Below are 21,653 nucleotides of genomic sequence, written 5' to 3' on the forward strand. Positions count from 1 at the left end.
TGTGGCGAGGGAGCAAGCTCCCTCGTCGCCGGCCTCTTCTAACTTCAGGCGGGCTGTGTCGCTCCGAACGCGCCTTGTCGCAACAACAGAATCACCAACCCGAACGCCCCCGCAGCCATGAACAGGGGCAGCGCGTGCCCGCTGATCCATTGGCTGCCCGCCCCCGCCAACAAAGGTCCAACCAGGCATCCAATGCCCCAAAGCTGGGCAATATGAGCGTTGGCCCGGACCAACGCATCGTCGCGATAACGCTCGCCGATCAAAATCAGCGACAAGGTGAACAGCCCTCCCGCGCTGGCACCAAACAGCACCCACAGCGGCCAGATGAAGAGCGTGTCGATCAGCAGCGGCACTGCCAGGCTGGACAACATCAAGACCACCGCGCAGCCAGTGAACAGCGAGCGACGCGAAAGGCGATCGGCCAGCGCACCGATGGGCAATTGCAGCAAGGCATCGCCGACCACCACTGTGCTGACCATCGCCAGCGCGACATCGGCGCTGAAGCCCTGGCGCAAGCAATAGACGGGCAGCAACGTCAGGATCATGGCTTCAAAGGCGGCGAACAACGACACGGCCCAGCCAATCGCCGGCAAGCCCCGGCAAAAGCCCCAGAGATCCTTGAAGGTGACACTGCTTGCTTCACTGCTGGGCGCCCCGCTACGGCCAAGCAACAATAAGGGCGAGACCAGCAGCAGGCCGACGCCCACCCAGAAGCCATAGTCGTGGTCGGTCCCAAGGGCGCCGAGCAGCAACGGACCGGACAGTTGGCTCAACGCATAGCTGCTGCCGTACAGCGCGACCAACCGGCCGCGCCATTGTTCGACGACCAATTGATTGATCCAGCTCTCGCCAAGGATGAACACCAGCGTCAGGACCACGCCGATCAACAGCCGCAGCAGCAACCACACCGGATAACTGGGCAACAGCGCCAGCAACCCGATGGACAGCGCCCCGCCCCAAAGGCACAGGCGCATCAATGCCGCCGTGCCGAAGCGCGCCGCCAATCGGCTCGATACCTTGGCCGCGACCAGCACCCCAACGGCCGGCATGGCGGCCATAACGCCGATGGCGAACGAACCGTAACCCCAGCCCTCCAGGCGCAGCGACACCAGCGGCATGCTCACGCCCAGGGCCAGGCCGACACTCAGGACAGACGCCAACACGGCGAAATAAGTCGCCCAACGCATTTCCCCGCTCCTGTAGCAATCATTCAAAACCAATGCGGGAGCGAGCTTGCTCGCGATGGCGGTCATACATTCATCATATTTGCCGACTGTCACACCGCTATCGCGAGCTCGCTCCCACACAGAGGTCACAGAACGCGGAATATCAGCGATCAGCGACGACGCTACCCCGTGGCGAGGGAGCTTGCTCCCGCTCGGCTGCGAAGCAGTCGTAAAAGCTGGGGCCGCTTCGCAACCCAGCGGGAGCAAGCTCCCTCGCCACTGTGGCTGGGCTGGAATGATGATTTCTGAACGCCAGAAAAACCTGTGGGAGCGAGCTTGCTCGCGATGGCGGCGCGACATTCAACGATGTCGTCGACTGTCATACCGCTGATCGCGAGCAAGCTCGCTCCCACAGGGGACTAGCGCTACTTGAGGGCCCGAACCGGATCCGGAGCCGTCATTTCATCAGAGCTTGATCCAGGTCGCCTTCAGCTCGGTGTATTTGTCGAACGCATGCAACGACTTGTCCCGGCCGTTACCGGACTGCTTGAAGCCACCGAACGGCGCGGTCATGTCACCGCCGTCGTACTGGTTGACCCAGACGCTGCCGGCGCGCAGCGCCTTGGCGGTCAGGTGGGCCTTGGAGATGTCCTTGGTCCACACCGCGGCAGCCAAGCCGTATGGCGTGTCGTTGGCGATCTGGATGGCCTCTTCGGCGCTGTCGAAGGCGATGACGGACAATACCGGGCCGAAGATTTCTTCCTGGGCGATCTTCATTGCGTTGCTCACGCCATCGAAGATCGTCGGTTCAACGTAAGTGCCGCCGGTCTCTTCGAGGATCCGCTTGCCGCCCGCCACCAGCGTGGCGCCGTCGCTGTGACCGGCCTCGATGTAGGACAACACGGTATTCATCTGCTGGGTATCGACCAGGGCACCGACATTGGTGGCCGGGTCCAGCGGGTTGCCAGGCTTCCAGCCCTTGAGGGCCTCGATCACCAGCGGCAGGAAGGTGTCCTTGATGGAACGCTCCACCAGCAGGCGCGAGCCGGCGGTGCAGACTTCGCCCTGGTTGAAGGCAATGGCACTGGCGGCGGATTCGGCGGCGGCTTGCAGGTCCGGGGCATCGGCAAACACGATGTTCGGGCTCTTGCCGCCGGCTTCCAGCCAGACGCGCTTCATGTTGGACTCTCCGGAATAGACCATCAGTTGCTTGGCGATCCGGGTCGAGCCGGTGAATACCAGCGTATCGACATCCATGTGCAAGGCCAGCGCCTTGCCAACGGTATGGCCGTAGCCCGGCAGAACGTTCAGCACACCTTTGGGAATACCCGCCTCAATTGCCAGGGCGGCGATACGGATCGCGGTCAGCGGGGATTTTTCCGATGGTTTCAGCACCACGGAGTTACCGGTGGACAACGCAGGGCCGAGCTTCCAGCAAGCCATCATCAGCGGGAAGTTCCACGGCACGATGGCGCCGACCACGCCGACGGGTTCGCGGGTCACCAGGCCTAACTGATCGTGGGGCGTCGCGGCCACTTCGTCGTAGATCTTGTCGATGGCTTCACCGCTCCAGCTCAGCGCCTGGGCGGCCCCGGGCACGTCGATATTCAGCGAATCGCTGATCGGCTTGCCCATGTCCAGGGTTTCCAGCAGGGCCAGCTCCTCGGCGTTCTGCTTGAGCAGCCCGGCGAAGCGAATCATGGCGGCTTTGCGCTTGCTCGGCGCCAGGCGCGACCAGACGCCGGAATCGAACGTGGCGCGAGCATTTTCGACGGCGCGCTGGGCATCGGCCACGTCACAGCTGGCGACCTTGCCCAGCAGGCGGCCATCGACCGGGGTGAGGCAATCGAAGGTTTCGCCGGACACCGCATCGGTGTATTCGCCGTTGATGAAAGCGCGGCCTTCGATCTTCAGGTCGCGGGCACGCTGTTCCCAGTCGGCACGAGTCAGGGTGGTCATGCGAGTGTCCTCCTCTTATTGGGTAGGAACGCCGCGGCACCCGCAGCGCTCAAGAATTCTGCCCGGCCAGCCCGTTTTCGGCGCTGTTATCGGCACGGAACATCCGCCACCCTAAACCAGCCGCTGCTAATGTTTCAATATATTTGACATAACGCTGGCAAACGGCCTTGCGATGTTCGTTTTAATAAACATAGACTCGAGGCCTTCCACGCTATCTCCGGGGATCACTTGCATGCATATTCAGGACATCGTCGATTTCAGCCAGGCCAACACTACCCCCGAACGCTATCGCCCGGACCCCACCAAAATACTCAAGGGTGATCCTGAACAGGCGGTGTTCAATCATTACAACAGCCCATGCGGCCAGATGAATGCCGGGGTCTGGGAAGGTGCGGTCGGCCAGTGGACGGTCAACTATACGGAACACGAATACTGCGAAATCGTTCAGGGCGTATCGGTGCTGCGGGATGCCGAAGGCAATGCCAAGACACTTCGGGCGGGCGATCGCTTCGTGATTCCGGCCGGGTTCAAGGGCACCTGGGAAGTGCTGGAGCCTTGCCGCAAGATTTATGTGGTGTTCGAGCAGAAGGCCTGAGGGCTTTGTGCTGTCTGGGCTTGCTCGCGAGGGCGCCCTGACAGACAAGACACCGTTAACAAAAAAGGCCCGTATCTCGCGATACGGGCCTTTTTCGTAAAGAAGGAAAAATCAATTACTTGATTTTGCCTTCCTTGTAGATCACGTGCTTGCGAACAACCGGATCATATTTCTTGATCTCGATTTTGTCCGGGGTAGTACGCTTGTTCTTGTCGGTAGTGTAGAAGTGACCAGTACCGGCGCTCGAGATCAAACGAATCAATTCACGCATGATTAGCTCCCTTAAACCTTGCCATCGCGACGAAGTTCGGCCAGCACGACACTGATGCCACGCTTGTCGATGATGCGCATGCCCTTGGCAGATACGCGCAGACGTACAAAACGTTTCTCTTCTTCAACCCAGAAGCGGTGATGCTGCAGGTTCGGCAGGAAACGACGACGGGTTTTGTTGTTTGCGTGGGAAATGTTATTCCCAGTCACCGGACCCTTACCGGTAACTTGACAGACTCTCGACATGCCTCAGCCCTCTAAAACCACATGCCCAACCCGGCATGGGTTGGCCGCTTAATCTCTCAGTCATTTGGCGCCAGGCGCCGCGTTTCTTTAAGGGTCTTACCGGCTACACCTACAGTGAAGGAACCGGGCCCCTAGAAAAGAGCGCTGCTTTATACCAGAAAGACCCAAGCACAACAACAGCCGGTGTGATTTGTCTTCGTTGGAAATCATCAATCGGCAGCCCCGGGCGGCTGGGGCAAGGGCCGGCGATGGCCTTACCGCTCGTCGCGGCGCGCAGGTTTTTTTCAATCGATGCCGGGTTCCAACCCTGGGCACCTCCTGCGAAGCGCAGGAAAGAGTGCCGGAAAATGCAAAATGGGGATAGTCATTTGCAGGCGAGCCCACTAGGGTAGACCTTTTCCAGACTGCACTCGCAGATGGGCCTCCGACCTGCACAGGAAATCAAATCATGCGCCTCGCTGCCCTACCACTGATGCTCGCCCCTCTGCTGATCAGCCCGCTGGCCCAGGCCGCCGCCCTGAGCGTATGTACCGAGGCCAGCCCGGAAGGGTTCGATGTCGTTCAATACAACTCGTTGACCACCACCAATGCTTCGGCCGACGTGCTGATGAACCGCCTGGTGGACTTCGATACGGCCAGCGGGAAAGTGGTCCCGAGCCTGGCCGACAGCTGGGAAGTGTCGCCCGATGGACTGACCTATGTGTTCAAGCTGCGTCCTCGGGTCAAGTTCCACCACACCGACTATTTCACACCGCACCGCGACTTGACCGCCGAAGACGTCAAGTTCAGCTTCGACCGCATGCTGGATCCCGCCAACCCTTGGCATAAAGTGGCGCAGAGTGGCTTCCCACACGCTCAATCCATGCAATTGCCGTCGCTGATCACAAAAATCGACGCCCTGGACCCGCTAACGGTGCGATTCACACTGGACCATGCCGACTCGACCTTCCTGGCGACGCTGAGCATGGGCTTTGCGTCAATCTATTCAGCCGAATACGCAGACCAGTTGCTGAAGGCCGGCAAGCCGGAACAACTCAACAGCCAGCCCATTGGCACCGGCCCGTTCATTTTCAGCCGTTTCCAGAAAGACGCCTCGATCCGCTACAAGGCCAACAGCGAATACTTTGGCGGCAAGCCTCAGGTCGACCCCCTGATTTTCGCCATCACCCCGGACGCCAATGTTCGCCTGCAGAAACTGCGGCGCAATGAATGCCAGATCGCGTTGTCGCCCAAGCCGTTGGACGTACAGGCCGCCAAGCAAGAGCCTACTTTGAAAGTGGAACAGACTGACGCCTTCATGACCGCCTTCCTGGCGATTAATAGCCAGCATCCCCCCTTGGACAAACCTGAAGTCCGTCAGGCTATCAATCTCGCGTTTGACAAGCCCAGCTACCTCAAGACCGTTTTCGAAGGCACCGCCGAAGCGGCCAACGGTCCTTACCCCCCAAACACCTGGAGCTACGCCAAAAACCTGCCCGGCTATGCCCATGATCCGGCCAAAGCTCGGGACCTGCTGGCCAAGGCCGGGTTGAAAGAGGGCTTCAAGACCACCATCTGGACTCGCCCTTCCGGCAGCCTGCTCAACCCCAACCCGAGCCTTGGCGCCCAACTGCTGCAATCGGACCTGGCGGAAATCGGCATCCAGGCGGAAATCCGCGTGATCGAATGGGGCGAGCTGATCCGCCGCGCCAAGGCTGGCGAGCATGACCTGCTGTTCATGGGCTGGGCCGGTGATAACGGCGATCCGGACAATTTCCTCACGCCGCAATTTTCCTGCGCGGCGGTCAAGTCCGGCACCAACTTCGCCCGTTATTGCAACCCGGATCTGGACAAGCTGATCAGTGCCGGCAAGACCACTGGCGAGCAAGGTGTCCGCACCAAGCTCTACGAACAGGCACAGGCTCAGATCCAGCAGCAGGCCCTTTGGTTGCCGTTGGCGCACCCGACCGCCTTCGCATTGACCCGCAAGGATGTGCAGGGGTATGCGGTGAACCCGTTTGGGCGCCAGGATTACTCCAAGGTCAGCTTCAAGTAACCCCAGCCCCACAGCCCCCCTGTGGGAGCGAGCTTGCTCGCGATAGCCGCGCATCAGACACATCAATGCTGACTGAGCAACCGCTATCGCGAGCAAGCTCGCTCCCACAAAGGGTCTTGTTCGTCAGATCGAACCTACATCCACCCATACTCCGCCATGGACAGTGGCTCCCCATCGCCAACGATGAAATGATCGAGCACCCGCACATCGATCAGCTCCAGCGCCTCCTGAAGCCGCTCGGTGAGCATTCGGTCGGCCTGGCTGGGCTCGGTGTTGCCGGAGGGGTGGTTGTGGCACAGGATCACGGCAGCGCAATTGTGGGCCAGGGCCCGCTTGACCACTTGCCGAGGGTGAACGGTGGCCGTGGCGATCGAGCCGCGAAACAGTGCTTCAAACGCCAGCACCTGGTGCCGTGAATCAAGGAACAGACAACCAAAAACCTCATGAGGCTCGTGGCGCAGCATTGACTTCAGATAGTCACGAACAGCCTGCGGATCCCCAAGCATTGATTTTTGCCGCATCCGCTCTGCCAGATGTCGCCGGCCCATTTCGAGAACTGCCCGTAACTGTGCGAATTTCGCCGGGCCCAGGCCCATCTGACCGCTGAACGTAACCTGGTCCGCTTCAAGCAGCGCGCGCAGGCAGCCAAATTGACTCAATAGGTGTCGCGCCAGATCCACCGCGCTTCTGCCCGCCACTCCCGTGCGCAAGAAAATCGCCAGCAACTCGGCGTCCGAAAGACTCTCCGCTCCCGACGCCAGTAACCTTTCCCGCGGCCGCTCGGCCACGGGCCAATCCCGAATACTCATGGCATCTCCCTGATAGTGGGCGCCGCTGTTCCATAGCGGACGCTGTGATATCTTAGCCCATCTTTTTTGCAGGCGATTTTCACCCAGGCAGCTCACGCCAAGGGTTTCGCTCTGCGCTGACCACTGAAATCGAAAGGCAGGCCTATGCAGCGGCTGTATCGGAAACGCATCGTTCTGGGCGTCGGCGGCGGCATTGCCGCCTACAAGAGCGCCGAGCTGGTTCGCAGGCTTATCGACCAGGGCGCGGAAGTGCGGGTCGTCATGACCCGTGGCGGCAGTGAATTCATCACGCCGCTGACCATGCAGGCCCTGTCCGGCCACCCGGTCCACCTGGATCTGCTCGACCCGGCGGCTGAAGCCGCCATGGGCCATATCGAACTGGCCAAGTGGGCCGACCTGGTGTTGATCGCCCCGGCCACGGCCGACCTCATCGCCCGCCTGGCCCAGGGCATCGCCAATGACCTGTTGACCACCCTGGTGCTCGCCACCGACGCGGTGGTCGCCGTGGCACCGGCCATGAACCAGGCCATGTGGCGCGACCCGGCCACCCAGGCCAATCTGGAACTGCTTGAAAGTCGCAACCTGAAAGTCTTCGGTCCAGCTTCCGGCAGCCAGGCCTGCGGCGATGTCGGGATGGGCCGCATGCTAGAAGCCACCGACCTGGCCCAATGCGCCGCCGACTGCTTCAAGCGCGAAGCCCTGACGGGCAAGCACGTATTGATCACCGCCGGGCCGACCCAGGAAAACATCGACCCGGTGCGCTACATCACCAACCACAGCTCAGGGAAAATGGGCTTCGCCCTGGCCGAAGCCGCCGTAGAGGCTGGCGCCCGGGTGACGCTGATTACCGGCCCCGTGCACCTGCCGACCCCAGACCGGGTTACGCGCATCGACGTCGTCAGCGCCCGGGACATGCTTGCCGCCTGCGAAGCCGCCATCCCGTGCGACCTCTTCATCGCCTCGGCGGCAGTGGCGGACTACCGGCCTGAAGTCGTCGCCCCGCAAAAATTGAAGAAAGACCCTACGAGCGGCGACGGCCTGCTCCTGCAAATGGTGCGCAATCCTGACATTCTAGCCACCATCGCCACCCGCCCCGACCGTCCGTTCAGCGTGGGTTTCGCCGCCGAGACCGAACACCTCCTCGATTACGCCGCGCGCAAGCTCAAGGACAAGAATCTGGACCTGATCGTCGCCAACGACGTCGCCAACCCGAGCATTGGGTTCAACAGCGAGGAAAACGCCTGCAGCGTGATCGACCGCCAGTTGCACGCCACGCTTTTCGCCCAGACCAGCAAGGGCAAGATCGCCCGCCAACTGATCACTTTCATCGCCGAACGGCTGAACCAGGTTTAATTTCAATGCACGCTCTACAAGCCAAGATCCTCGACCCACGCATCGGCAACGAATTTCCATTGCCGCAGTACGCCACACCGGGCTCCGCCGGCCTCGACCTGCGGGCCATGCTCAAGCAGGACACCGTCCTGGAGCCGGGCCAGACCCTGCTGATTCCGACCGGCCTGTCGGTCTATATCGGTGACCCGGGCCTTGCCGCGCTGATCCTGCCACGCTCGGGCCTGGGCCATAAGCACGGCATCGTGCTGGGCAACCTGGTCGGCCTGATCGATTCGGACTACCAGGGCGAACTGATGGTGTCCTGCTGGAACCGTGGCCAGACCGCTTTCAACATCGCAGTGGGCGAACGCATCGCTCAGCTTGTGCTGGTGCCAGTGGTCCAGGCCCACTTCGAACTGGTCCAGGAATTCGATGAAAGCCAACGTGGCGCCGGCGGCTTCGGGCATTCCGGCAGTCATTGATACTGCGTCGCAGCCGGGCACCTTGCCTGGCTGCTTTATTAAGCTTCTGTTTCAGGACGAAAAATGCGCAACGGCTGGCGACAAGGTTTCCCACCGGGAATCAAGGTTTTAGACGGTTCAGACCGGGATACCGCTGTCTCATGGCACGCTCCCACCGCGAACTCTCTGCCAAAAACGCCGTCATACCCTTCAGCTTGAGCCTGCCGACGCCCCTGTCGGCGTGTCCAGTCACTTTCCTGATAGAGCGCCCGCCCATGAACACCCCAGCCGCAATCGCCCCGATCTTTCCTGACAGTATCTTCCGCGCCTACGACATCCGTGGCGTCGTGCCGGAAACCCTGACGGCTGAAACCGCTTACTGGATTGGCCGCGCCATTGGTTCCCAGAGCCTGGCCCAGGGCGAACCGAACGTGAACGTCGGCCGCGATGGTCGTTTGTCCGGCCCGGAACTGGTCGAGCAATTGATCAAGGGCATTGCCGACAGTGGTTGCCATGTCAGCGACGTCGGTCTGGTGCCAACACCGGCGCTGTACTACGCCGCCAACGTGCTGGCTGGTAAATCCGGCGTGATGCTCACCGGCAGCCACAACCCGTCGAACTACAACGGCTTCAAGATCGTCATCGCCGGCGACACCCTCGCCAACGAGCAGATCCAGGCCCTGCACACCCGCCTCAAGACCAATGACTTGAGCAGCGGCCAGGGCAGCGTGACCAAGGTCGACATTCTCCCGCGCTACAACGATGAGATCGTCAAGGACGTGAAGCTCGCTCGCCGCCTGAAAGTGGTGGTCGATTGCGGCAACGGCGCGGCTGGCGTGATCGCCCCTCAACTGATCGAAGCCCTGAACTGCGAAGTTATCCCGCTGTTCTGCGAAGTCGACGGCAACTTCCCGAACCACCACCCGGACCCGGGCAAGCTGGAAAACCTGCAAGACCTGATCGCCAAGGTCAAGGAAACCAATGCCGACCTGGGCCTGGCCTTCGACGGCGACGGCGACCGCGTGGGCGTGGTGACCGAGACCGGTAGCGTCGTGTTCCCGGACCGCCTGCTGATGCTGTTCGCCAAGGACGTCGTGGCACGCAACCCCGATGCGGAAATCATCTTCGACGTGAAATGCACCCGTCGCCTGGTGCCGCTGATCAAGGAATACGGCGGCCGTCCGCTGATGTGGAAAACCGGCCATTCGTTGATCAAAAAGAAAATGAAACAGAGCGGTGCCCTGCTGGCCGGCGAAATGAGCGGCCACATCTTCTTCAAGGAGCGTTGGTTCGGTTTTGATGACGGCATCTACAGCGCGGCACGCCTGCTGGAGATTCTGAGCAAGGAAAAATCCACTGCGGAAGAACTGTTCGCAACCTTCCCGAACGATATTTCTACGCCGGAAATCAATATCCATGTGACCGAAGAGAGCAAATTCAGCATCATTGATGCACTGCACGATGCCCAGTGGGGCGAAGGCGCCGAACTGACCACCATCGACGGTGTGCGGGTCGACTACCCACAAGGCTGGGGCCTGGTTCGCGCCTCCAACACCACGCCGGTGCTGGTGCTGCGCTTCGAGGCCGACAACGAGGCCGAACTGCAGCGCATCAAGGACGTGTTCCACACCCAACTCAAACGTGTTGCACCCGATCTCCAACTACCGTTCTGATTTTTGAATCACCACCGGAGCCCTGAATGACCCTCGAACGCGAAGCCGCCGCCAACACCGCCAAGGTCCTGTCCGAAGCGTTGCCTTATATCCGACGCTATGTCGGCAAGACCCTGGTGATCAAGTACGGCGGCAACGCGATGGAAAGCGAGGAGCTGAAAACCGGCTTTGCCCGCGACATCGTGCTGATGAAGGCCGTGGGCATCAACCCGGTGGTGGTGCACGGTGGTGGCCCGCAGATCGGCGACCTGCTCAAGCGCCTCTCCATCGAGAGCCATTTCATCGACGGCATGCGCGTCACTGACGCACAGACCATGGATGTAGTGGAAATGGTGCTCGGCGGCCAGGTCAACAAGGACATCGTCAACCTGATCAACCGTCACGGCGGCAGCGCCATCGGCCTGACCGGCAAGGACGCCGAGCTGATCCGCGCGAAGAAGCTCACCGTTACGCGCCAGACCCCGGAGATGACCCAGCCGGAAATCATCGACATCGGCCAGGTGGGCGAAGTGGTCGGCATCAACACCGACCTGCTGAATTTGCTGGTCAAGGGCGACTTCATCCCGGTCATCGCGCCAATCGGCGTGGGCGCCAACGGTGAGTCGTACAACATCAACGCCGACCTGGTGGCCGGCAAGGTCGCCGAGGCGCTGAAGGCCGAGAAGCTGATGCTGCTCACCAACATTGCCGGCCTGATGGACAAGACCGGCAAGGTCCTGACCGGCTTGTCGACCCAGCAAGTCGACGACTTGATCGCCGACGGCACCATCTACGGCGGCATGCTGCCGAAGATTCGTTGCGCGCTGGAAGCGGTACAGGGCGGTGTGGGAAGTTCGTTGATCATCGACGGTCGCGTGCCGAATGCGATCCTGCTGGAGATCTTCACCGATACCGGCGTGGGTACGTTGATCAGCAATCGCAAGCGTCCTTAAGCGATACCTGCAAAAAAAAGACCCCGCTCAACCTGGTTGAGCGGGGTCTTTTTTTATGCACCGATTACCTGTGGGAGCGAGCCTGCTCGCGAAGCGGGGAATCAGTCAGCACTAGTTTTGAATGATAAACCGCTTCGCGAGCAGGCTCGCTCCCACAAGGGAATGTGCAAATCTTTAGACGCCGAACTGGGCGCGGTAGGCTTCCACCGCCGGCAGATGCTGCTTGAGCTGCGGATCATCGGCCAAGAATTCCAGCACCTGGTTCAGCGAGACAATGCTGATCACCGGGATGCCGAAGTCGCGCTCAACTTCCTGAATTGCCGACAGCTCACCATTGCCGCGCTCCTGGCGGTTCAGGGCGATCAGCACGCCGGCGGCCTTGGCGCCTTCTTGCGAGGCGATGATCTGCATCACTTCGCGAATGGCGGTGCCGGCGGTGATGACGTCATCAATGATAAGCACATCGCCGTTCAGCGGCGCGCCGACCAGGCTACCGCCCTCGCCATGGGCCTTGGCTTCCTTGCGGTTGAAGCACCAGGGCAGGTCGCGGCCATGGTGTTCGGCCAGGGCGACGGCGGTAGTGGCGGCCAGCGGGATGCCTTTGTAGGCGGGCCCGAACAATACGTCGAACGGGATGCCGCTCTCGACGATGGCCGCGGCATAGAACCGACCCAACTGCGCCAGGGCGGTGCCGCTGTTGAACAGGCCGGCGTTGAAGAAGTACGGACTGGTGCGCCCGGACTTGAGGGTGAACTCACCGAAGCGCAGAACACCGCGATCGATGGCAAAGCGAATGAAATCGCGCTGATACGCCTGCATGAAAAAAAGCCTCAAATACCGCGGATTTAGCTAAATAGGTACACGGCGTGTATCATACACGCACGTGATTTTTGGGGCCATTTATGCGGATCATCAGTGTGAACGTCAATGGTATTCAGGCTGCAGTGGAGCGTGGTTTGCTCAGTTGGCTGCAAGCACAGAATGCCGACGTCATCTGCCTGCAGGACACCCGCGCCTCCGCCTTTGAACTGGACGATGCAGCCTTCCAACTGGATGGTTACTTCCTTTATGCCTGCGATGCCGAAGTCCCCGCCCAGGGTGGCGTGGCTTTGTACTCGCGGCTGCAACCGAAGGCTGTCATCAACGGTCTCGGTTTCGAGACGGCGGACCGCTACGGGCGCTACCTGCAAGCCGATTTCGACAAGGTCAGCATCGCGACCTTACTGCTCCCTTCGGGGCAGAACGGCGATGAAGATTTGAATCAGAAATTCAAGTTGATGGACGACTTCGCCCGTTACCTTGATAAACAGCGGCGCAAACGTCGCGAGTACATTTATTGTGGCTCGCTGTACGTGGCGCAACAGAAGCTGGATATCAAGAACTGGCGCGACAGCCAGCAATCTCCTGGTTTCCTGGCGCCGGAACGGGCCTGGATGGACGAGATCATTGGCAACATGGGCTATGTCGACGCCCTGCGTGAAGTCAGCCGCGAAGGCGACCAGTACAGCTGGTGGCCGGACAACGAGCAGGCCGAGATGCTCAATCTCGGCTGGCGTTTCGACTACCAGTTGCTGACGCCTGGGCTGCGCCGCTTCGTACGCAGCGCCCGCCTGCCGCGCCAGCCACGGTTCTCGCAGCACGCGCCGCTGATCGTGGACTACGATTGGACGCTGACGATCTAAGCGTATGGACGAGCTGCTTCAGGCCGACCGGTCATAAAAAATACCCGTATCGCGAGATACGGGTATTTTTTTTGGAGCATGTTTCCGCTTCAGGCTTCAAGCCGCAGCAAATAACGGCAGGGCAAGGTACAGCTTGATGACGATGACGTTGACGATATCGATGAAGAACGCTCCCACCATGGGTACCACCAGAAACGCTATCTGCGAGGGTCCGTAGCGCTGGGTCACCGCCTGCATGTTGGCAATCGCCGTCGGCGTAGCCCCCAGCCCGAAACCGCAATGCCCTGCCGCCAGGACCGCGGCGTCGTAGTGGCTACCCATCAGCCTGAACGTCACGAAAATCGCAAACAAAGCCATGATCAACGTCTGGACTGCCAAAATGATGAAGATTGGCAAGGCCAGTGACGCCAGGTCCCACAACTTGAGCGACATGAGGGCGATCGCCAGGAACAGCGACAAGCTGACGTTGCCAAGCACAGACACTTCACGCTCGAAAACCTGATACAAGCCAAGCGCCGAAAGACCGTTGCGCAAGATTACCCCCACGAACAGGACGCAAACGAACGTCGGCAACTCGAATGCAGTACCGTGGAGCTGCCCGCTCAGGAGCGTGCCAGCCAACAGGCTGACAGCGATAAGAGCAAGTGTCTCGATGAACGAGAACGGCGTGATCGAGCGTTCTTCGTTCGGCTGCTCGAACCCCTTGGGCGCGCGAGGCTTTTGCGACTCAAGGCAACCGGGCACTTGGACACGCTTGATGAGCAGGCGAGCAACCGGACCACCGATCAAACCGCCCAACACCAAGCCAAACGTCGCAGAAGCCATCGCGAGTTCGGAAGCGGAAGCCAGGCCGTATTTCTCACTGAACACCGTTCCCCACGCTGCGCCTGTTCCATGGCCGCCCGCCAAGCTAATCGAGCCGGTCAGCAATCCCATCAAGGGGTCGAGCCCCAGCGCTTTTGCCAGCCCGATGCCCATGGCGTTCTGGACCACCAGCAAGCCGGTCACCGCCAACAGGAAAATCCCCACCACGCGCCCGCCTCTTCTCAGGCTGGCGAAATCCGCACTCAGGCCGATCGTGGCGAAAAAAGCCAGCATCAATGGCGTTTGCAACGAAGTATCAAACCGGACTTCAATATCAAGTGCGCGCAAAGCCAAAAGAACCAAAGCCACTACCAGCCCGCCTGCTACAGGCTCGGGGATATTGTAGACACGCAGAAAACCAACACGGCCCACAAGCCCACGCCCCAGTAAAAGTACCAGGGAGGCGGCGACAAGCGTGCCGTAGAAATCGAGCTGAAACATGAATATCCATCTTTTCTGTATCTATTCAAGGGCGAACTTTTTACCTGGACACGCCACTTGAGCAGGTTGAATGCTCAACACTGATTGGTCTTTAATTCAAACGCCTTCAATGGCTTGAATATATCGAAATATTTCACGGAGAATATTGCTTGGAGCGACTCTATCAACCGAAGACTATCGATGCCAAGCATATGGGCCACGCGAGCATCGATCAGTTGTGACTAAAAGTTTAAGAGCGGCAATATACCTACAAGAGACCATGCGCAGCTGGACACGACGGCTGTTGCAATGAACGGTTTTGTGACATCAACCTCTGAGTTCTTAACTTCTTGTTTCGATACTTCCATCAGTGATGGAATCACATCAAGCAAGAATCCATTTCTACGAAGCGTTATCAGACTTTTCCGATTGTTTTTATAGAAACACCAAGTTTCGCACTCCTAATAAAAATGCCCCGATAACCGGGGCATTTTTATATCGCAGCGCTGTTCGCTATTTAACCAACCGCCAGGTAAAGGGATATCGGTACGGCTGCCCCTCATTGGCTTTCACACCGCCAATAATGCTCAGCACCAGCGCACCGATGGCGACCAGGCCAAACAGGAAGAAACCGATCACCACGATCATCAGCAGCAAGCTGATCGCCGCAGCGATCGCCACAGTGATTTGGAAGTTCAGCGCTTCCTTGCCCTGGGCATCGATGAACGGGTCGGACTCACGCTTGAGCTGCCAGATGACCAGCGGCCCGATCAGCGAACCGAACGGAATGAAAATTCCCAACAGTGCAGACAGGTGACAAAACATTGCCCATTGCCGCGCTTCTTTGCTCGGTTGGGGCAACAGGACTTGCTCATCACTCATGACATTCTCCTTGTCTGAAGCGCACAACAATCAGTCGGCCAACGCGGCCTTTTGCAATTCGAAGATTTCGGTCATGCCTTTCTTCGCCAGCTCCAGCATAGCGTTCAACTCTTGCGGCTGGAACGGCGCGCCTTCGGCAGTGCCCTGGACTTCGATGAAGCCGCCAGCGCTGGTCATGACCACGTTCAGGTCGGTTTCGGCGGCGGAGTCTTCGAGGTAGTCCAGGTCCAGCACCGGCTCGCCCTGGTACATGCCCACCGACACCGCGGCGATCATTTGCTTGAGCGGGTCACCGCCCTTGAGGCCACCGCGTTTCTTGATCACTTTCAAGGCGTCGACCAACGCAACCATCGCGCCGGTGATGGAAGCGGTGCGGGTGCCGCCGTCAGCCTGGATCACATCGCAATCGACATACAGCGTCACATCACCAAGCTTGGACATGTCCAGCGCAGCGCGCAGGGAACGGCCGATCAATCGCTGGATCTCCAGGGTCCGGCCGCCCTGCTTGCCACGGCTGGCCTCGCGCTGGTTCCGCTCGCCGGTGGCGCGCGGCAGCATGCCGTATTCGGCGGTCAACCAGCCTTGCCCCTGGCCCTTCAGGAAGCGAGGCACGCCGTTTTCGACGCTGACGGTGCAGATGACCTTGGTATCACCGAATTCGACCAGTACAGATCCCTCGGCGTGTTTGGTGTAGTTGCGGGTAATGCGGATCGAGCGAAGCTGATCGGCAACGCGACCACTTGGACGTTTCATAGGGAACACCTGTACAGGGGACGGAAAACTGCTGGGCATTATAAAGCCGTGCGCTGCCATAAGGCAGGCCTAAAAATCCAACGCGACGGACGAACGCGCTCAAAGCCCCGGCCGACGGGCTGCAGCGCTTTGTTACCGGAGCTGTTTGGGCGCTTGCGTCGCACTGCGCTACAATCCTGCGCCTTTGCTGTCCTTCAGCATCAACCCACAGACCCCAGGCCCCACGACGACCGATTGTGGCCGGCTTGCATTGCGAGGAATCCCCATGGTGCACAGCATGACCGCCTTCGCCCGAGTCGAAAAGGCCGGCGCCCAAGGCACGCTGAGCTGGGAATTGCGCTCGGTCAACAGCCGCTACCTGGAGCCGCATCTGCGCCTGCCCGAATCCTTCCGCGACCTGGAAGGCAGCGTGCGCGAAGCGCTGCGCCAGGGCTTGTCCCGGGGCAAGTTGGAATGCACCCTGCGCTTCACCGAAGAAAGCAGTGGCAAGACGCTGCAGGTCGATCGCGAACGCGCTGCGCAACTGGTCGCGGCCGCAGAAACCGTCGCCGGCTTGATCAAGAACCCCGCCGCCCTCAATCCGCTGGAAATACTGGCCTGGCCAGGCGTACTGGTCGGCGATGCGAGCGATCCCCAAGCGCTGAATGCCGAGGCGCTGGCACTCTTCACTCAAGGGCTGAAGGAACTCAAGGCGGGTCGCGAGCGTGAAGGCGCGGAGCTGGCCCGTCTGATCAACGAGCGCCTGACCTCTATTGAAGAAGATGTCGTCACCCTGCGCGAACTGGTCCCGCAAATGCTCGCCACCCAACGCCAGAAAGTCCTCGACCGCTTCGCCGACATGCAGGCCGAGCTGGACCCGCAGCGCCTGGAACAGGAAATGGTCATGCTCGCGCAAAAAAGCGACGTGGCCGAAGAACTGGATCGCCTGAGCACCCACATCATCGAAGTTCGCCGGGTGCTCAAATCCGGCGGCGCGGCCGGTCGCCGCCTCGACTTCCTGATGCAGGAGCTCAACCGCGAAGCCAATACACTGGGCTCCAAAGCCTTCGACCCGCGCAGCACGCAGGCGGCGGTCAACCTCAAGGTGTTGATCGAGCAAATGCGCGAACAAGTGCAGAACATTGAGTAAGGCTAACCCGACATGACCCACAGCACCGGCACTCTCTACATCATTTCCGCGCCCTCGGGCGCTGGCAAGACCAGCCTGGTCAAGGCATTGATCGATGCCGAGCCGCAGATCCGCGTCTCGGTCTCGCACACCACCCGCGCCATGCGCCCGGGCGAAGTGAATGGCGTGAACTATCACTTCGTTGACCGTGAAGAGTTCGTGAGGATGGCCGAGCACGGCGACTTCCTCGAGCGCGCCGAAGTCTTCGGCAACCTCTACGGCACTTCGCAGAGCTACCTCCAGCAAACCCTCGATGAAGGCCACGACCTGATCCTGGAAATCGACTGGCAAGGCGCCGAGCAAGTTCGCAAGCTGATGCCCCAGGCCCGCTCCATCTTCATCCTGCCGCCGAGCCAGCAAGCCTTGCGCCAACGCCTGACCAACCGCGGCCAGGACAGCGATGAAATCATCGAAGGCCGGATGCGTGAAGCGGTCAGCGAAATGAGCCATTACGTCGATTACGATTATCTGATCATCAATGACGATTTTGCCCACGCGCTGGACGACCTGAAGGCGATTTTCCGCGCCAGCCAGCTGCAACAGAAGCGCCAACAGCAACGTTTCGGCAAGCTTTTGGCTGAACTGCTGGGCTGAACAGCCCTTCCCAAAACCGCTGCGACGGCTTTACATTGGTACTCGCAGCGCGCCGAGGGGTTTGATCAAAAAATCAGCGCTTCCCTAAACGCTGGTGTTTTTTTAAACTGTCGAGTCCGCTCGCCCAACCGGGCAGCGCGCATATTGCATTCGCTCCGAGGAATACCATGGCCCGCGTAACCGTTGAAGACTGCCTAGAACACGTGGAAAACCGCTTTGAGCTGGTCATGCTCTCTACCAAGCGTGCCCGTCAACTGGCCACCGGCGGCAAAGAGCCATTGGTCCAGTGGGAAAACGACAAGCCTACCGTGGTAGCGCTGCGTGAAATCGCCGAAGGCCTGATGAGCTACGAGTTCATCGCCAACGCTGAAATCGTTGAAGACGAACCGCTGTTCGCAGCGTTCGAGGACGAGTCCAACGAGGCGGTCTAAGCCTATGCCTGGTCGACGTAGCACGGCGCGGGGTCACAGCACACGGCAGGAGTCACTATCATGCCGAGCATAGACGCCCTCGCCGATCGCTTATCGGCCTACCTCGGCACGGACCAGGTCAACCTGGTCCGCCGAGCCTATTTCTACGCCGAACAAGCCCACGACGGCCAGCGCCGCCGCAGCGGCGAGGCGTACGTCACGCACCCGCTCGCGGTGGCGAATATCCTTGCCGACATGCACATGGACCATCAGAGCCTGATGGCGGCCATGCTCCATGACGTGATCGAAGACACCGGCATTGCCAAGGAAGCGCTGCAAGCGCAGTTCGGCGAAACCGTGGCCGAACTGGTCGACGGGGTCAGCAAGCTGACCCAGATGAACTTCGAAACCAAGGCCGAGGCCCAGGCCGAAAACTTCCAGAAAATGGCCATGGCCATGGCCCGCGATATCCGCGTGATCCTGGTCAAGCTCGCCGACCGCCTGCACAACATGCGCACGCTGGAAGTGCTGTCCGGCGAGAAACGCCGGCGAATCGCCAAGGAAACCCTCGAAATCTACGCACCCATCGCCAATCGCCTGGGCATGCACGCAATTCGCATCGAGTTCGAGGACCTGGGTTTCAAGGCGATGCACCCGATGCGTTCGGCGCGCATCAACCAGGCCGTCAAGCGCGCCCGGGGCAATCGCAAGGAAATCGTCAACAAGATCGAAGAGTCCCTGAGCCACTGTCTGGCCATCGACGGCATCGAAGGCGAAGTCAGCGGGCGGCAGAAACACCTGTACGGCATCTACAAGAAAATGCGCGGCAAGCGCCGGGCCTTCAACGAAATCATGGACGTCTATGCGTTCCGGATCATCGTCGACAAGGTCGATACCTGCTACCGCGTGCTGGGTGCTGTCCATAATTTGTACAAACCGCTGCCTGGGCGCTTCAAGGATTACATCGCGATTCCCAAGGCCAACGGTTACCAGTCGCTGCACACCACGCTGTTCGGCATGCACGGCGTACCGATCGAAATCCAGATCCGCACCCGTGAAATGGAAGAGATGGCCAACAACGGCATCGCCGCCCATTGGTTGTACAAATCCAGTGGCGACGAGCAACCCAAGAGCACTCACGCCCGCGCGCGGCAGTGGGTCAAGGGCGTGCTGGAAATGCAGCAACGGGCCGGCAATTCCCTGGAATTCATCGAGAGCGTGAAGATCGACCTGTTCCCGGACGAGGTCTACGTCTTCACGCCCAAGGGCCGGATCATGGAGCTGCCCAAAGGGTCCACAGCGGTGGATTTCGCCTACGCCGTGCACACCGACGTCGGCAACAGCTGCATTGCCTGTCGCATCAATCGTCGCCTGGCACCGTTGTCCGAACCGCTGCAAAGCGGCTCCACGGTGGAAATCGTCAGCGCCCCCGGCGCGCGCCCCAACCCGGCGTGGCTCAACTTTGTGGTCACCGGCAAGGCCCGCACGCATATCCGCCATGCGCTGAAGCTGCAACGTCGCTCCGAGTCCATCAGCCTGGGCGAACGCCTGCTGAACAAGGTACTGAACGGCTTCGACAGTTCCCTGGACAAGATCCCGGCCGAGCGCGTACAGGTCATGCTCCACGAATACCGTCTCGAATTGATCGAAGATCTGCTCGAGGACATCGGTTTGGGCAATCGCATGGCCTACGTCGTCGCCCGCCGACTGCTCGGCGAAGGCGAACAATTGCCGAGCCCTGAAGGTCCGCTGGCGATTCGCGGCACCGAAGGCCTGGTCCTCAGTTACGCCAAGTGTTGTACGCCGATTCCTGGCGATCCGATTGTCGGCCATCTGTCCGCCGGCAAAGGGATGGTGGTGCACCTGGACAACTGCCGCAATATCAGCGAAATCCGCCACAACCCGGAAAAATGCATCCAGCTTTCGTGGGCCAAGGATGTCACCGGCGAATTCAATGTTGAACTGCGCGTCGAGCTGGAGCACCAGCGCGGCCTGATCGCACTGCTGGCCAGCAGCGTCAACGCCGCCGACGGCAACATCGAGAAAATCAGCATGGACGAACGCGACGGTCGCATCAGCGTCGTCCAACTGGTGGTCAGCGTGCACGACCGCGTACACCTGGCCCGCGTGATCAAGAAACTGCGCGCCCTGACAGGGGTCATCCGCATCACTCGCATGCGCGCATAGCGTCTCACTCGCCCTCATTACAAGGAGTCATGAATGACCAAGACCGTTATCTCCAGCGACAAGGCCCCGGCCGCCATCGGTACTTATTCCCAGGCGATCAAGGCGGGCAACACCGTTTACATGTCGGGGCAAATCCCGCTGGACCCGAAAACCATGGAGCTGGTCGAGGGCTTCGAAGCCCAGACCGTGCAAGTGTTCGAGAACCTGAAAGCCGTGGCCGAAGCTGCCGGCGGCTCGTTCAAGGACATCGTCAAACTCAACATCTTCCTCACCGACCTGAGCCACTTCGCCAAGGTCAACGAGATCATGGGCAAGTATTTCGACCAGCCTTACCCTGCCCGCGCTGCCATTGGCGTGGCTGCCTTGCCAAAAGGCGCCCAGGTCGAGATGGATGCCATCCTGGTCATCGAGTAAAACGCCCGGCGCAGCCTTTCCCGCTGCGCCGTTTTCGTTCTGAAAGGATTCCACCATGCGCAAAGCGCTTGCTTTCTCCCTGCTCGCCCTGCTCCTGGGCGGCTGCGCCAGCGACCCTGCAGACCGTGACATCAGCGGCACCTGGATCAACCAGGCCGCCATCGACGCTGCCGCCAAAGGCGGCCCGCTTCGCGAAGCATTGCAGACCTATGGCCCGAACCTGGAATGGGACGTCAACACCCGGGCTGGCCAGGCGCGTTACACCAATGGTTTTGAGAATGTCGAAGGCAAGTTGCTGGGCGAAGAAGACGGCGCCTGGAAAGTCGACTTCTACGGCAGCTCGGCCAGCGAACTCAAGCGCGACGGCGACCAGTTGAGCCAGGCCGCCACCGAAAACGAACCACAGCAAGTGTTCGACCGCGCCCAAGTACAGGTACCGGAAGGCGCGCCGATTGGCGCCAGTTTCGAGCGCGCCCTGTATTCGGCTTATCTCGGCGGCATCTGGAACATTGCCGAAGGTCCTGGCCAGGGCGCCACCGTGCAATTCCAGCCCGATGGTCAAGTCAGCGGCTTGCCGGGTACTGATCGCTACGCCTTGTGTCTGGCTGGCGACTGCGCCTCCATGAGCGGTGGCAACGACAACATCTGGCTGCAACAGAACGGTCAGGGCAACACTTGGATTTTTTCCCGCGACGGCAAGAAACTGGAAATCTTCCAGACCGTGAACGCGGCGCTGGCGGATGAAATGCCGTCATTCACGCCGGGTGATCGCAAGTGGGTGCTTGAAAAGCAGTAACCCGG

Annotated in this window: 21 protein-coding genes and 1 pseudogene; 13 read left to right on the forward strand and 9 right to left on the reverse strand. The window is 60.2% G+C overall.

The window, feature by feature from the left end:
• Window positions 1-44: 44 nt before the first annotated feature.
• Both J3P90_RS25355 and J3P90_RS25360 read right to left on the reverse strand, forming a co-directional pair.
• Complete coding sequence (locus J3P90_RS25355) at window positions 45-1,187, reverse strand: MFS transporter (protein ID WP_434675554.1); 1,143 nt, start codon at window positions 1,185-1,187, stop codon at window positions 45-47.
• A 444-nt stretch (window positions 1,188-1,631) separates the two neighbouring features.
• Entirely contained in the window at window positions 1,632-3,125 is a 1,494-nt protein-coding gene (locus J3P90_RS25360; RefSeq protein WP_434675555.1) for an aldehyde dehydrogenase, read from the reverse strand.
• Between the two features lie 232 nt (window positions 3,126-3,357).
• Between J3P90_RS25360 and J3P90_RS25365 the strand changes: the two genes are divergently transcribed.
• The gene (locus J3P90_RS25365) at window positions 3,358-3,720 is read left to right on the forward strand and encodes a cupin domain-containing protein (protein WP_420767161.1); all 363 of its coding nucleotides are present in this window, start codon (window positions 3,358-3,360) and stop codon (window positions 3,718-3,720) included.
• Between the two features lie 115 nt (window positions 3,721-3,835).
• Here J3P90_RS25365 and rpmG read toward each other — a convergent pair whose 3' ends face one another.
• Both rpmG and rpmB read right to left on the reverse strand, forming a co-directional pair.
• A complete protein-coding gene (gene rpmG / locus J3P90_RS25370; RefSeq protein WP_003177274.1) occupies window positions 3,836-3,991 on the reverse strand; it encodes a 50S ribosomal protein L33 in 156 nt (51 codons plus the stop codon).
• 11 nt (window positions 3,992-4,002) lie between these two features.
• Window positions 4,003-4,236 carry a 50S ribosomal protein L28 gene (rpmB, locus tag J3P90_RS25375; RefSeq protein WP_003177273.1) on the reverse strand — a complete coding sequence of 78 codons (234 nt, stop codon included), beginning with the start codon at window positions 4,234-4,236 and terminating at the stop codon, window positions 4,003-4,005.
• Between the two features lie 448 nt (window positions 4,237-4,684).
• Here rpmB and J3P90_RS25380 point away from each other — a divergent pair, with 448 nt between their 5' ends.
• On the forward strand, window positions 4,685-6,271 hold the full coding sequence (locus tag J3P90_RS25380; RefSeq protein ID WP_434675556.1) for an ABC transporter substrate-binding protein: 1,587 nt from the start codon (window positions 4,685-4,687) through the stop codon (window positions 6,269-6,271).
• A 134-nt stretch (window positions 6,272-6,405) separates the two neighbouring features.
• Here the strand turns inward: J3P90_RS25380 and radC are convergent, their stop codons facing one another.
• Window positions 6,406-7,080 (reverse strand): RadC family protein, encoded by a 675-nt coding sequence (gene radC / locus J3P90_RS25385; protein ID WP_434675557.1) that lies wholly within the window; start codon window positions 7,078-7,080, stop codon window positions 6,406-6,408.
• Window positions 7,081-7,224: 144 nt separating this feature from the next.
• Between radC and coaBC the strand changes: the two genes are divergently transcribed.
• The 4 genes and pseudogenes from coaBC (at window position 7,225) to argB (ending at window position 11,478) form a co-directional block, all read left to right on the forward strand.
• On the forward strand, window positions 7,225-8,433 hold the full coding sequence (coaBC, locus tag J3P90_RS25390) for a bifunctional phosphopantothenoylcysteine decarboxylase/phosphopantothenate--cysteine ligase CoaBC (protein ID WP_420767159.1): 1,209 nt from the start codon (window positions 7,225-7,227) through the stop codon (window positions 8,431-8,433).
• Between the two features lie 5 nt (window positions 8,434-8,438).
• Window positions 8,439-8,894, forward strand: a complete 456-nt coding sequence (gene dut / locus J3P90_RS25395) for a dUTP diphosphatase (RefSeq protein ID WP_030138214.1) — start codon at window positions 8,439-8,441, stop codon at window positions 8,892-8,894.
• Window positions 8,895-9,130: 236 nt separating this feature from the next.
• Window positions 9,131-10,546: pseudogene (locus tag J3P90_RS25400) on the forward strand (phosphomannomutase/phosphoglucomutase); the annotation flags it as partial.
• Between the two features lie 26 nt (window positions 10,547-10,572).
• Window positions 10,573-11,478, forward strand: a complete 906-nt coding sequence (argB, locus tag J3P90_RS25405; protein ID WP_030138216.1) for an acetylglutamate kinase — start codon at window positions 10,573-10,575, stop codon at window positions 11,476-11,478.
• Window positions 11,479-11,652: 174 nt separating this feature from the next.
• Here the strand turns inward: argB and pyrE are convergent, their stop codons facing one another.
• Window positions 11,653-12,297, reverse strand: coding sequence for an orotate phosphoribosyltransferase (pyrE, locus tag J3P90_RS25410; RefSeq protein ID WP_434675558.1), 645 nt, complete (start codon window positions 12,295-12,297; stop codon window positions 11,653-11,655).
• 83 nt (window positions 12,298-12,380) lie between these two features.
• Here pyrE and J3P90_RS25415 point away from each other — a divergent pair, with 83 nt between their 5' ends.
• On the forward strand, window positions 12,381-13,160 hold the full coding sequence (locus J3P90_RS25415; RefSeq protein ID WP_013694557.1) for an exodeoxyribonuclease III: 780 nt from the start codon (window positions 12,381-12,383) through the stop codon (window positions 13,158-13,160).
• A gap of 96 nt (window positions 13,161-13,256) precedes the next feature.
• Here the strand turns inward: J3P90_RS25415 and gltS are convergent, their stop codons facing one another.
• The 3 genes from gltS to rph all read right to left on the reverse strand — a co-directional run bounded on the left by gltS (window position 13,257) and on the right by rph (window position 16,079).
• Window positions 13,257-14,465, reverse strand: a complete 1,209-nt coding sequence (gene gltS / locus J3P90_RS25420) for a sodium/glutamate symporter (RefSeq protein ID WP_434675559.1) — start codon at window positions 14,463-14,465, stop codon at window positions 13,257-13,259.
• A 492-nt stretch (window positions 14,466-14,957) separates the two neighbouring features.
• Window positions 14,958-15,326, reverse strand: coding sequence for a DUF4870 domain-containing protein (locus tag J3P90_RS25425; RefSeq protein WP_434675560.1), 369 nt, complete (start codon window positions 15,324-15,326; stop codon window positions 14,958-14,960).
• A 30-nt stretch (window positions 15,327-15,356) separates the two neighbouring features.
• Window positions 15,357-16,079 (reverse strand): ribonuclease PH, encoded by a 723-nt coding sequence (rph, locus tag J3P90_RS25430; RefSeq protein WP_420767157.1) that lies wholly within the window; start codon window positions 16,077-16,079, stop codon window positions 15,357-15,359.
• 265 nt (window positions 16,080-16,344) lie between these two features.
• Between rph and J3P90_RS25435 the strand changes: the two genes are divergently transcribed.
• From J3P90_RS25435 to J3P90_RS25460, 6 genes are all read left to right on the forward strand, one after another.
• The gene (locus J3P90_RS25435) at window positions 16,345-17,208 is read left to right on the forward strand and encodes a YicC/YloC family endoribonuclease (RefSeq protein WP_420767156.1); all 864 of its coding nucleotides are present in this window, start codon (window positions 16,345-16,347) and stop codon (window positions 17,206-17,208) included.
• 12 nt (window positions 17,209-17,220) lie between these two features.
• Window positions 17,221-17,841: a guanylate kinase gene (gene gmk, locus J3P90_RS25440; protein WP_047735756.1), complete on the forward strand. Its 621-nt coding sequence runs from the start codon at window positions 17,221-17,223 to the stop codon at window positions 17,839-17,841.
• A gap of 167 nt (window positions 17,842-18,008) precedes the next feature.
• A complete protein-coding gene (gene rpoZ, locus J3P90_RS25445) occupies window positions 18,009-18,272 on the forward strand; it encodes a DNA-directed RNA polymerase subunit omega (protein ID WP_003177259.1) in 264 nt (87 codons plus the stop codon).
• A gap of 60 nt (window positions 18,273-18,332) precedes the next feature.
• Complete coding sequence (spoT, locus tag J3P90_RS25450; protein ID WP_030142176.1) at window positions 18,333-20,438, forward strand: bifunctional GTP diphosphokinase/guanosine-3',5'-bis pyrophosphate 3'-pyrophosphohydrolase; 2,106 nt, start codon at window positions 18,333-18,335, stop codon at window positions 20,436-20,438.
• A 33-nt stretch (window positions 20,439-20,471) separates the two neighbouring features.
• The gene (locus J3P90_RS25455) at window positions 20,472-20,852 is read left to right on the forward strand and encodes a RidA family protein (protein WP_030142177.1); all 381 of its coding nucleotides are present in this window, start codon (window positions 20,472-20,474) and stop codon (window positions 20,850-20,852) included.
• Window positions 20,853-20,907: 55 nt separating this feature from the next.
• Complete coding sequence (locus tag J3P90_RS25460) at window positions 20,908-21,648, forward strand: hypothetical protein (protein ID WP_434675561.1); 741 nt, start codon at window positions 20,908-20,910, stop codon at window positions 21,646-21,648.
• The last annotated feature ends 5 nt before the right edge of the window (window positions 21,649-21,653 follow it).

Source organism: Pseudomonas sp. D3-10 (assembly GCF_051132175.1).
GTDB lineage: Bacteria > Pseudomonadota > Gammaproteobacteria > Pseudomonadales > Pseudomonadaceae > Aquipseudomonas.

What these genes read in the sequence shown, in the direction of transcription:
- J3P90_RS25380 (WP_434675556.1), top strand. Translation starts at nt 4,685, where the DNA reads ATGCGCCTCGCTGCCCTACCACTGATGCTCGCCCCTCTGCTGATCAGC.
- J3P90_RS25435 (WP_420767156.1), top strand. Translation starts at nt 16,345, where the DNA reads ATGGTGCACAGCATGACCGCCTTCGCCCGAGTCGAAAAGGCCGGCGCC.
- J3P90_RS25425 (WP_434675560.1), bottom strand. Translation starts at nt 15,326, where the DNA reads ATGAGTGATGAGCAAGTCCTGTTGCCCCAACCGAGCAAAGAAGCGCGG.
- pyrE (WP_434675558.1), bottom strand. Translation starts at nt 12,297, where the DNA reads ATGCAGGCGTATCAGCGCGATTTCATTCGCTTTGCCATCGATCGCGGT.
- J3P90_RS25455 (WP_030142177.1), top strand. Translation starts at nt 20,472, where the DNA reads ATGACCAAGACCGTTATCTCCAGCGACAAGGCCCCGGCCGCCATCGGT.
- J3P90_RS25360 (WP_434675555.1), bottom strand. Translation starts at nt 3,125, where the DNA reads ATGACCACCCTGACTCGTGCCGACTGGGAACAGCGTGCCCGCGACCTG.
- gmk (WP_047735756.1), top strand. Translation starts at nt 17,221, where the DNA reads ATGACCCACAGCACCGGCACTCTCTACATCATTTCCGCGCCCTCGGGC.
- J3P90_RS25355 (WP_434675554.1), bottom strand. Translation starts at nt 1,187, where the DNA reads ATGCGTTGGGCGACTTATTTCGCCGTGTTGGCGTCTGTCCTGAGTGTC.
- argB (WP_030138216.1), top strand. Translation starts at nt 10,573, where the DNA reads ATGACCCTCGAACGCGAAGCCGCCGCCAACACCGCCAAGGTCCTGTCC.
- spoT (WP_030142176.1), top strand. Translation starts at nt 18,333, where the DNA reads ATGCCGAGCATAGACGCCCTCGCCGATCGCTTATCGGCCTACCTCGGC.
- coaBC (WP_420767159.1), top strand. Translation starts at nt 7,225, where the DNA reads ATGCAGCGGCTGTATCGGAAACGCATCGTTCTGGGCGTCGGCGGCGGC.
- J3P90_RS25415 (WP_013694557.1), top strand. Translation starts at nt 12,381, where the DNA reads ATGCGGATCATCAGTGTGAACGTCAATGGTATTCAGGCTGCAGTGGAG.
- J3P90_RS25365 (WP_420767161.1), top strand. Translation starts at nt 3,358, where the DNA reads ATGCATATTCAGGACATCGTCGATTTCAGCCAGGCCAACACTACCCCC.
- radC (WP_434675557.1), bottom strand. Translation starts at nt 7,080, where the DNA reads ATGAGTATTCGGGATTGGCCCGTGGCCGAGCGGCCGCGGGAAAGGTTA.
- rpoZ (WP_003177259.1), top strand. Translation starts at nt 18,009, where the DNA reads ATGGCCCGCGTAACCGTTGAAGACTGCCTAGAACACGTGGAAAACCGC.
- rpmG (WP_003177274.1), bottom strand. Translation starts at nt 3,991, where the DNA reads ATGCGTGAATTGATTCGTTTGATCTCGAGCGCCGGTACTGGTCACTTC.
- J3P90_RS25460 (WP_434675561.1), top strand. Translation starts at nt 20,908, where the DNA reads ATGCGCAAAGCGCTTGCTTTCTCCCTGCTCGCCCTGCTCCTGGGCGGC.
- rph (WP_420767157.1), bottom strand. Translation starts at nt 16,079, where the DNA reads ATGAAACGTCCAAGTGGTCGCGTTGCCGATCAGCTTCGCTCGATCCGC.
- dut (WP_030138214.1), top strand. Translation starts at nt 8,439, where the DNA reads ATGCACGCTCTACAAGCCAAGATCCTCGACCCACGCATCGGCAACGAA.
- gltS (WP_434675559.1), bottom strand. Translation starts at nt 14,465, where the DNA reads ATGTTTCAGCTCGATTTCTACGGCACGCTTGTCGCCGCCTCCCTGGTA.
- rpmB (WP_003177273.1), bottom strand. Translation starts at nt 4,236, where the DNA reads ATGTCGAGAGTCTGTCAAGTTACCGGTAAGGGTCCGGTGACTGGGAAT.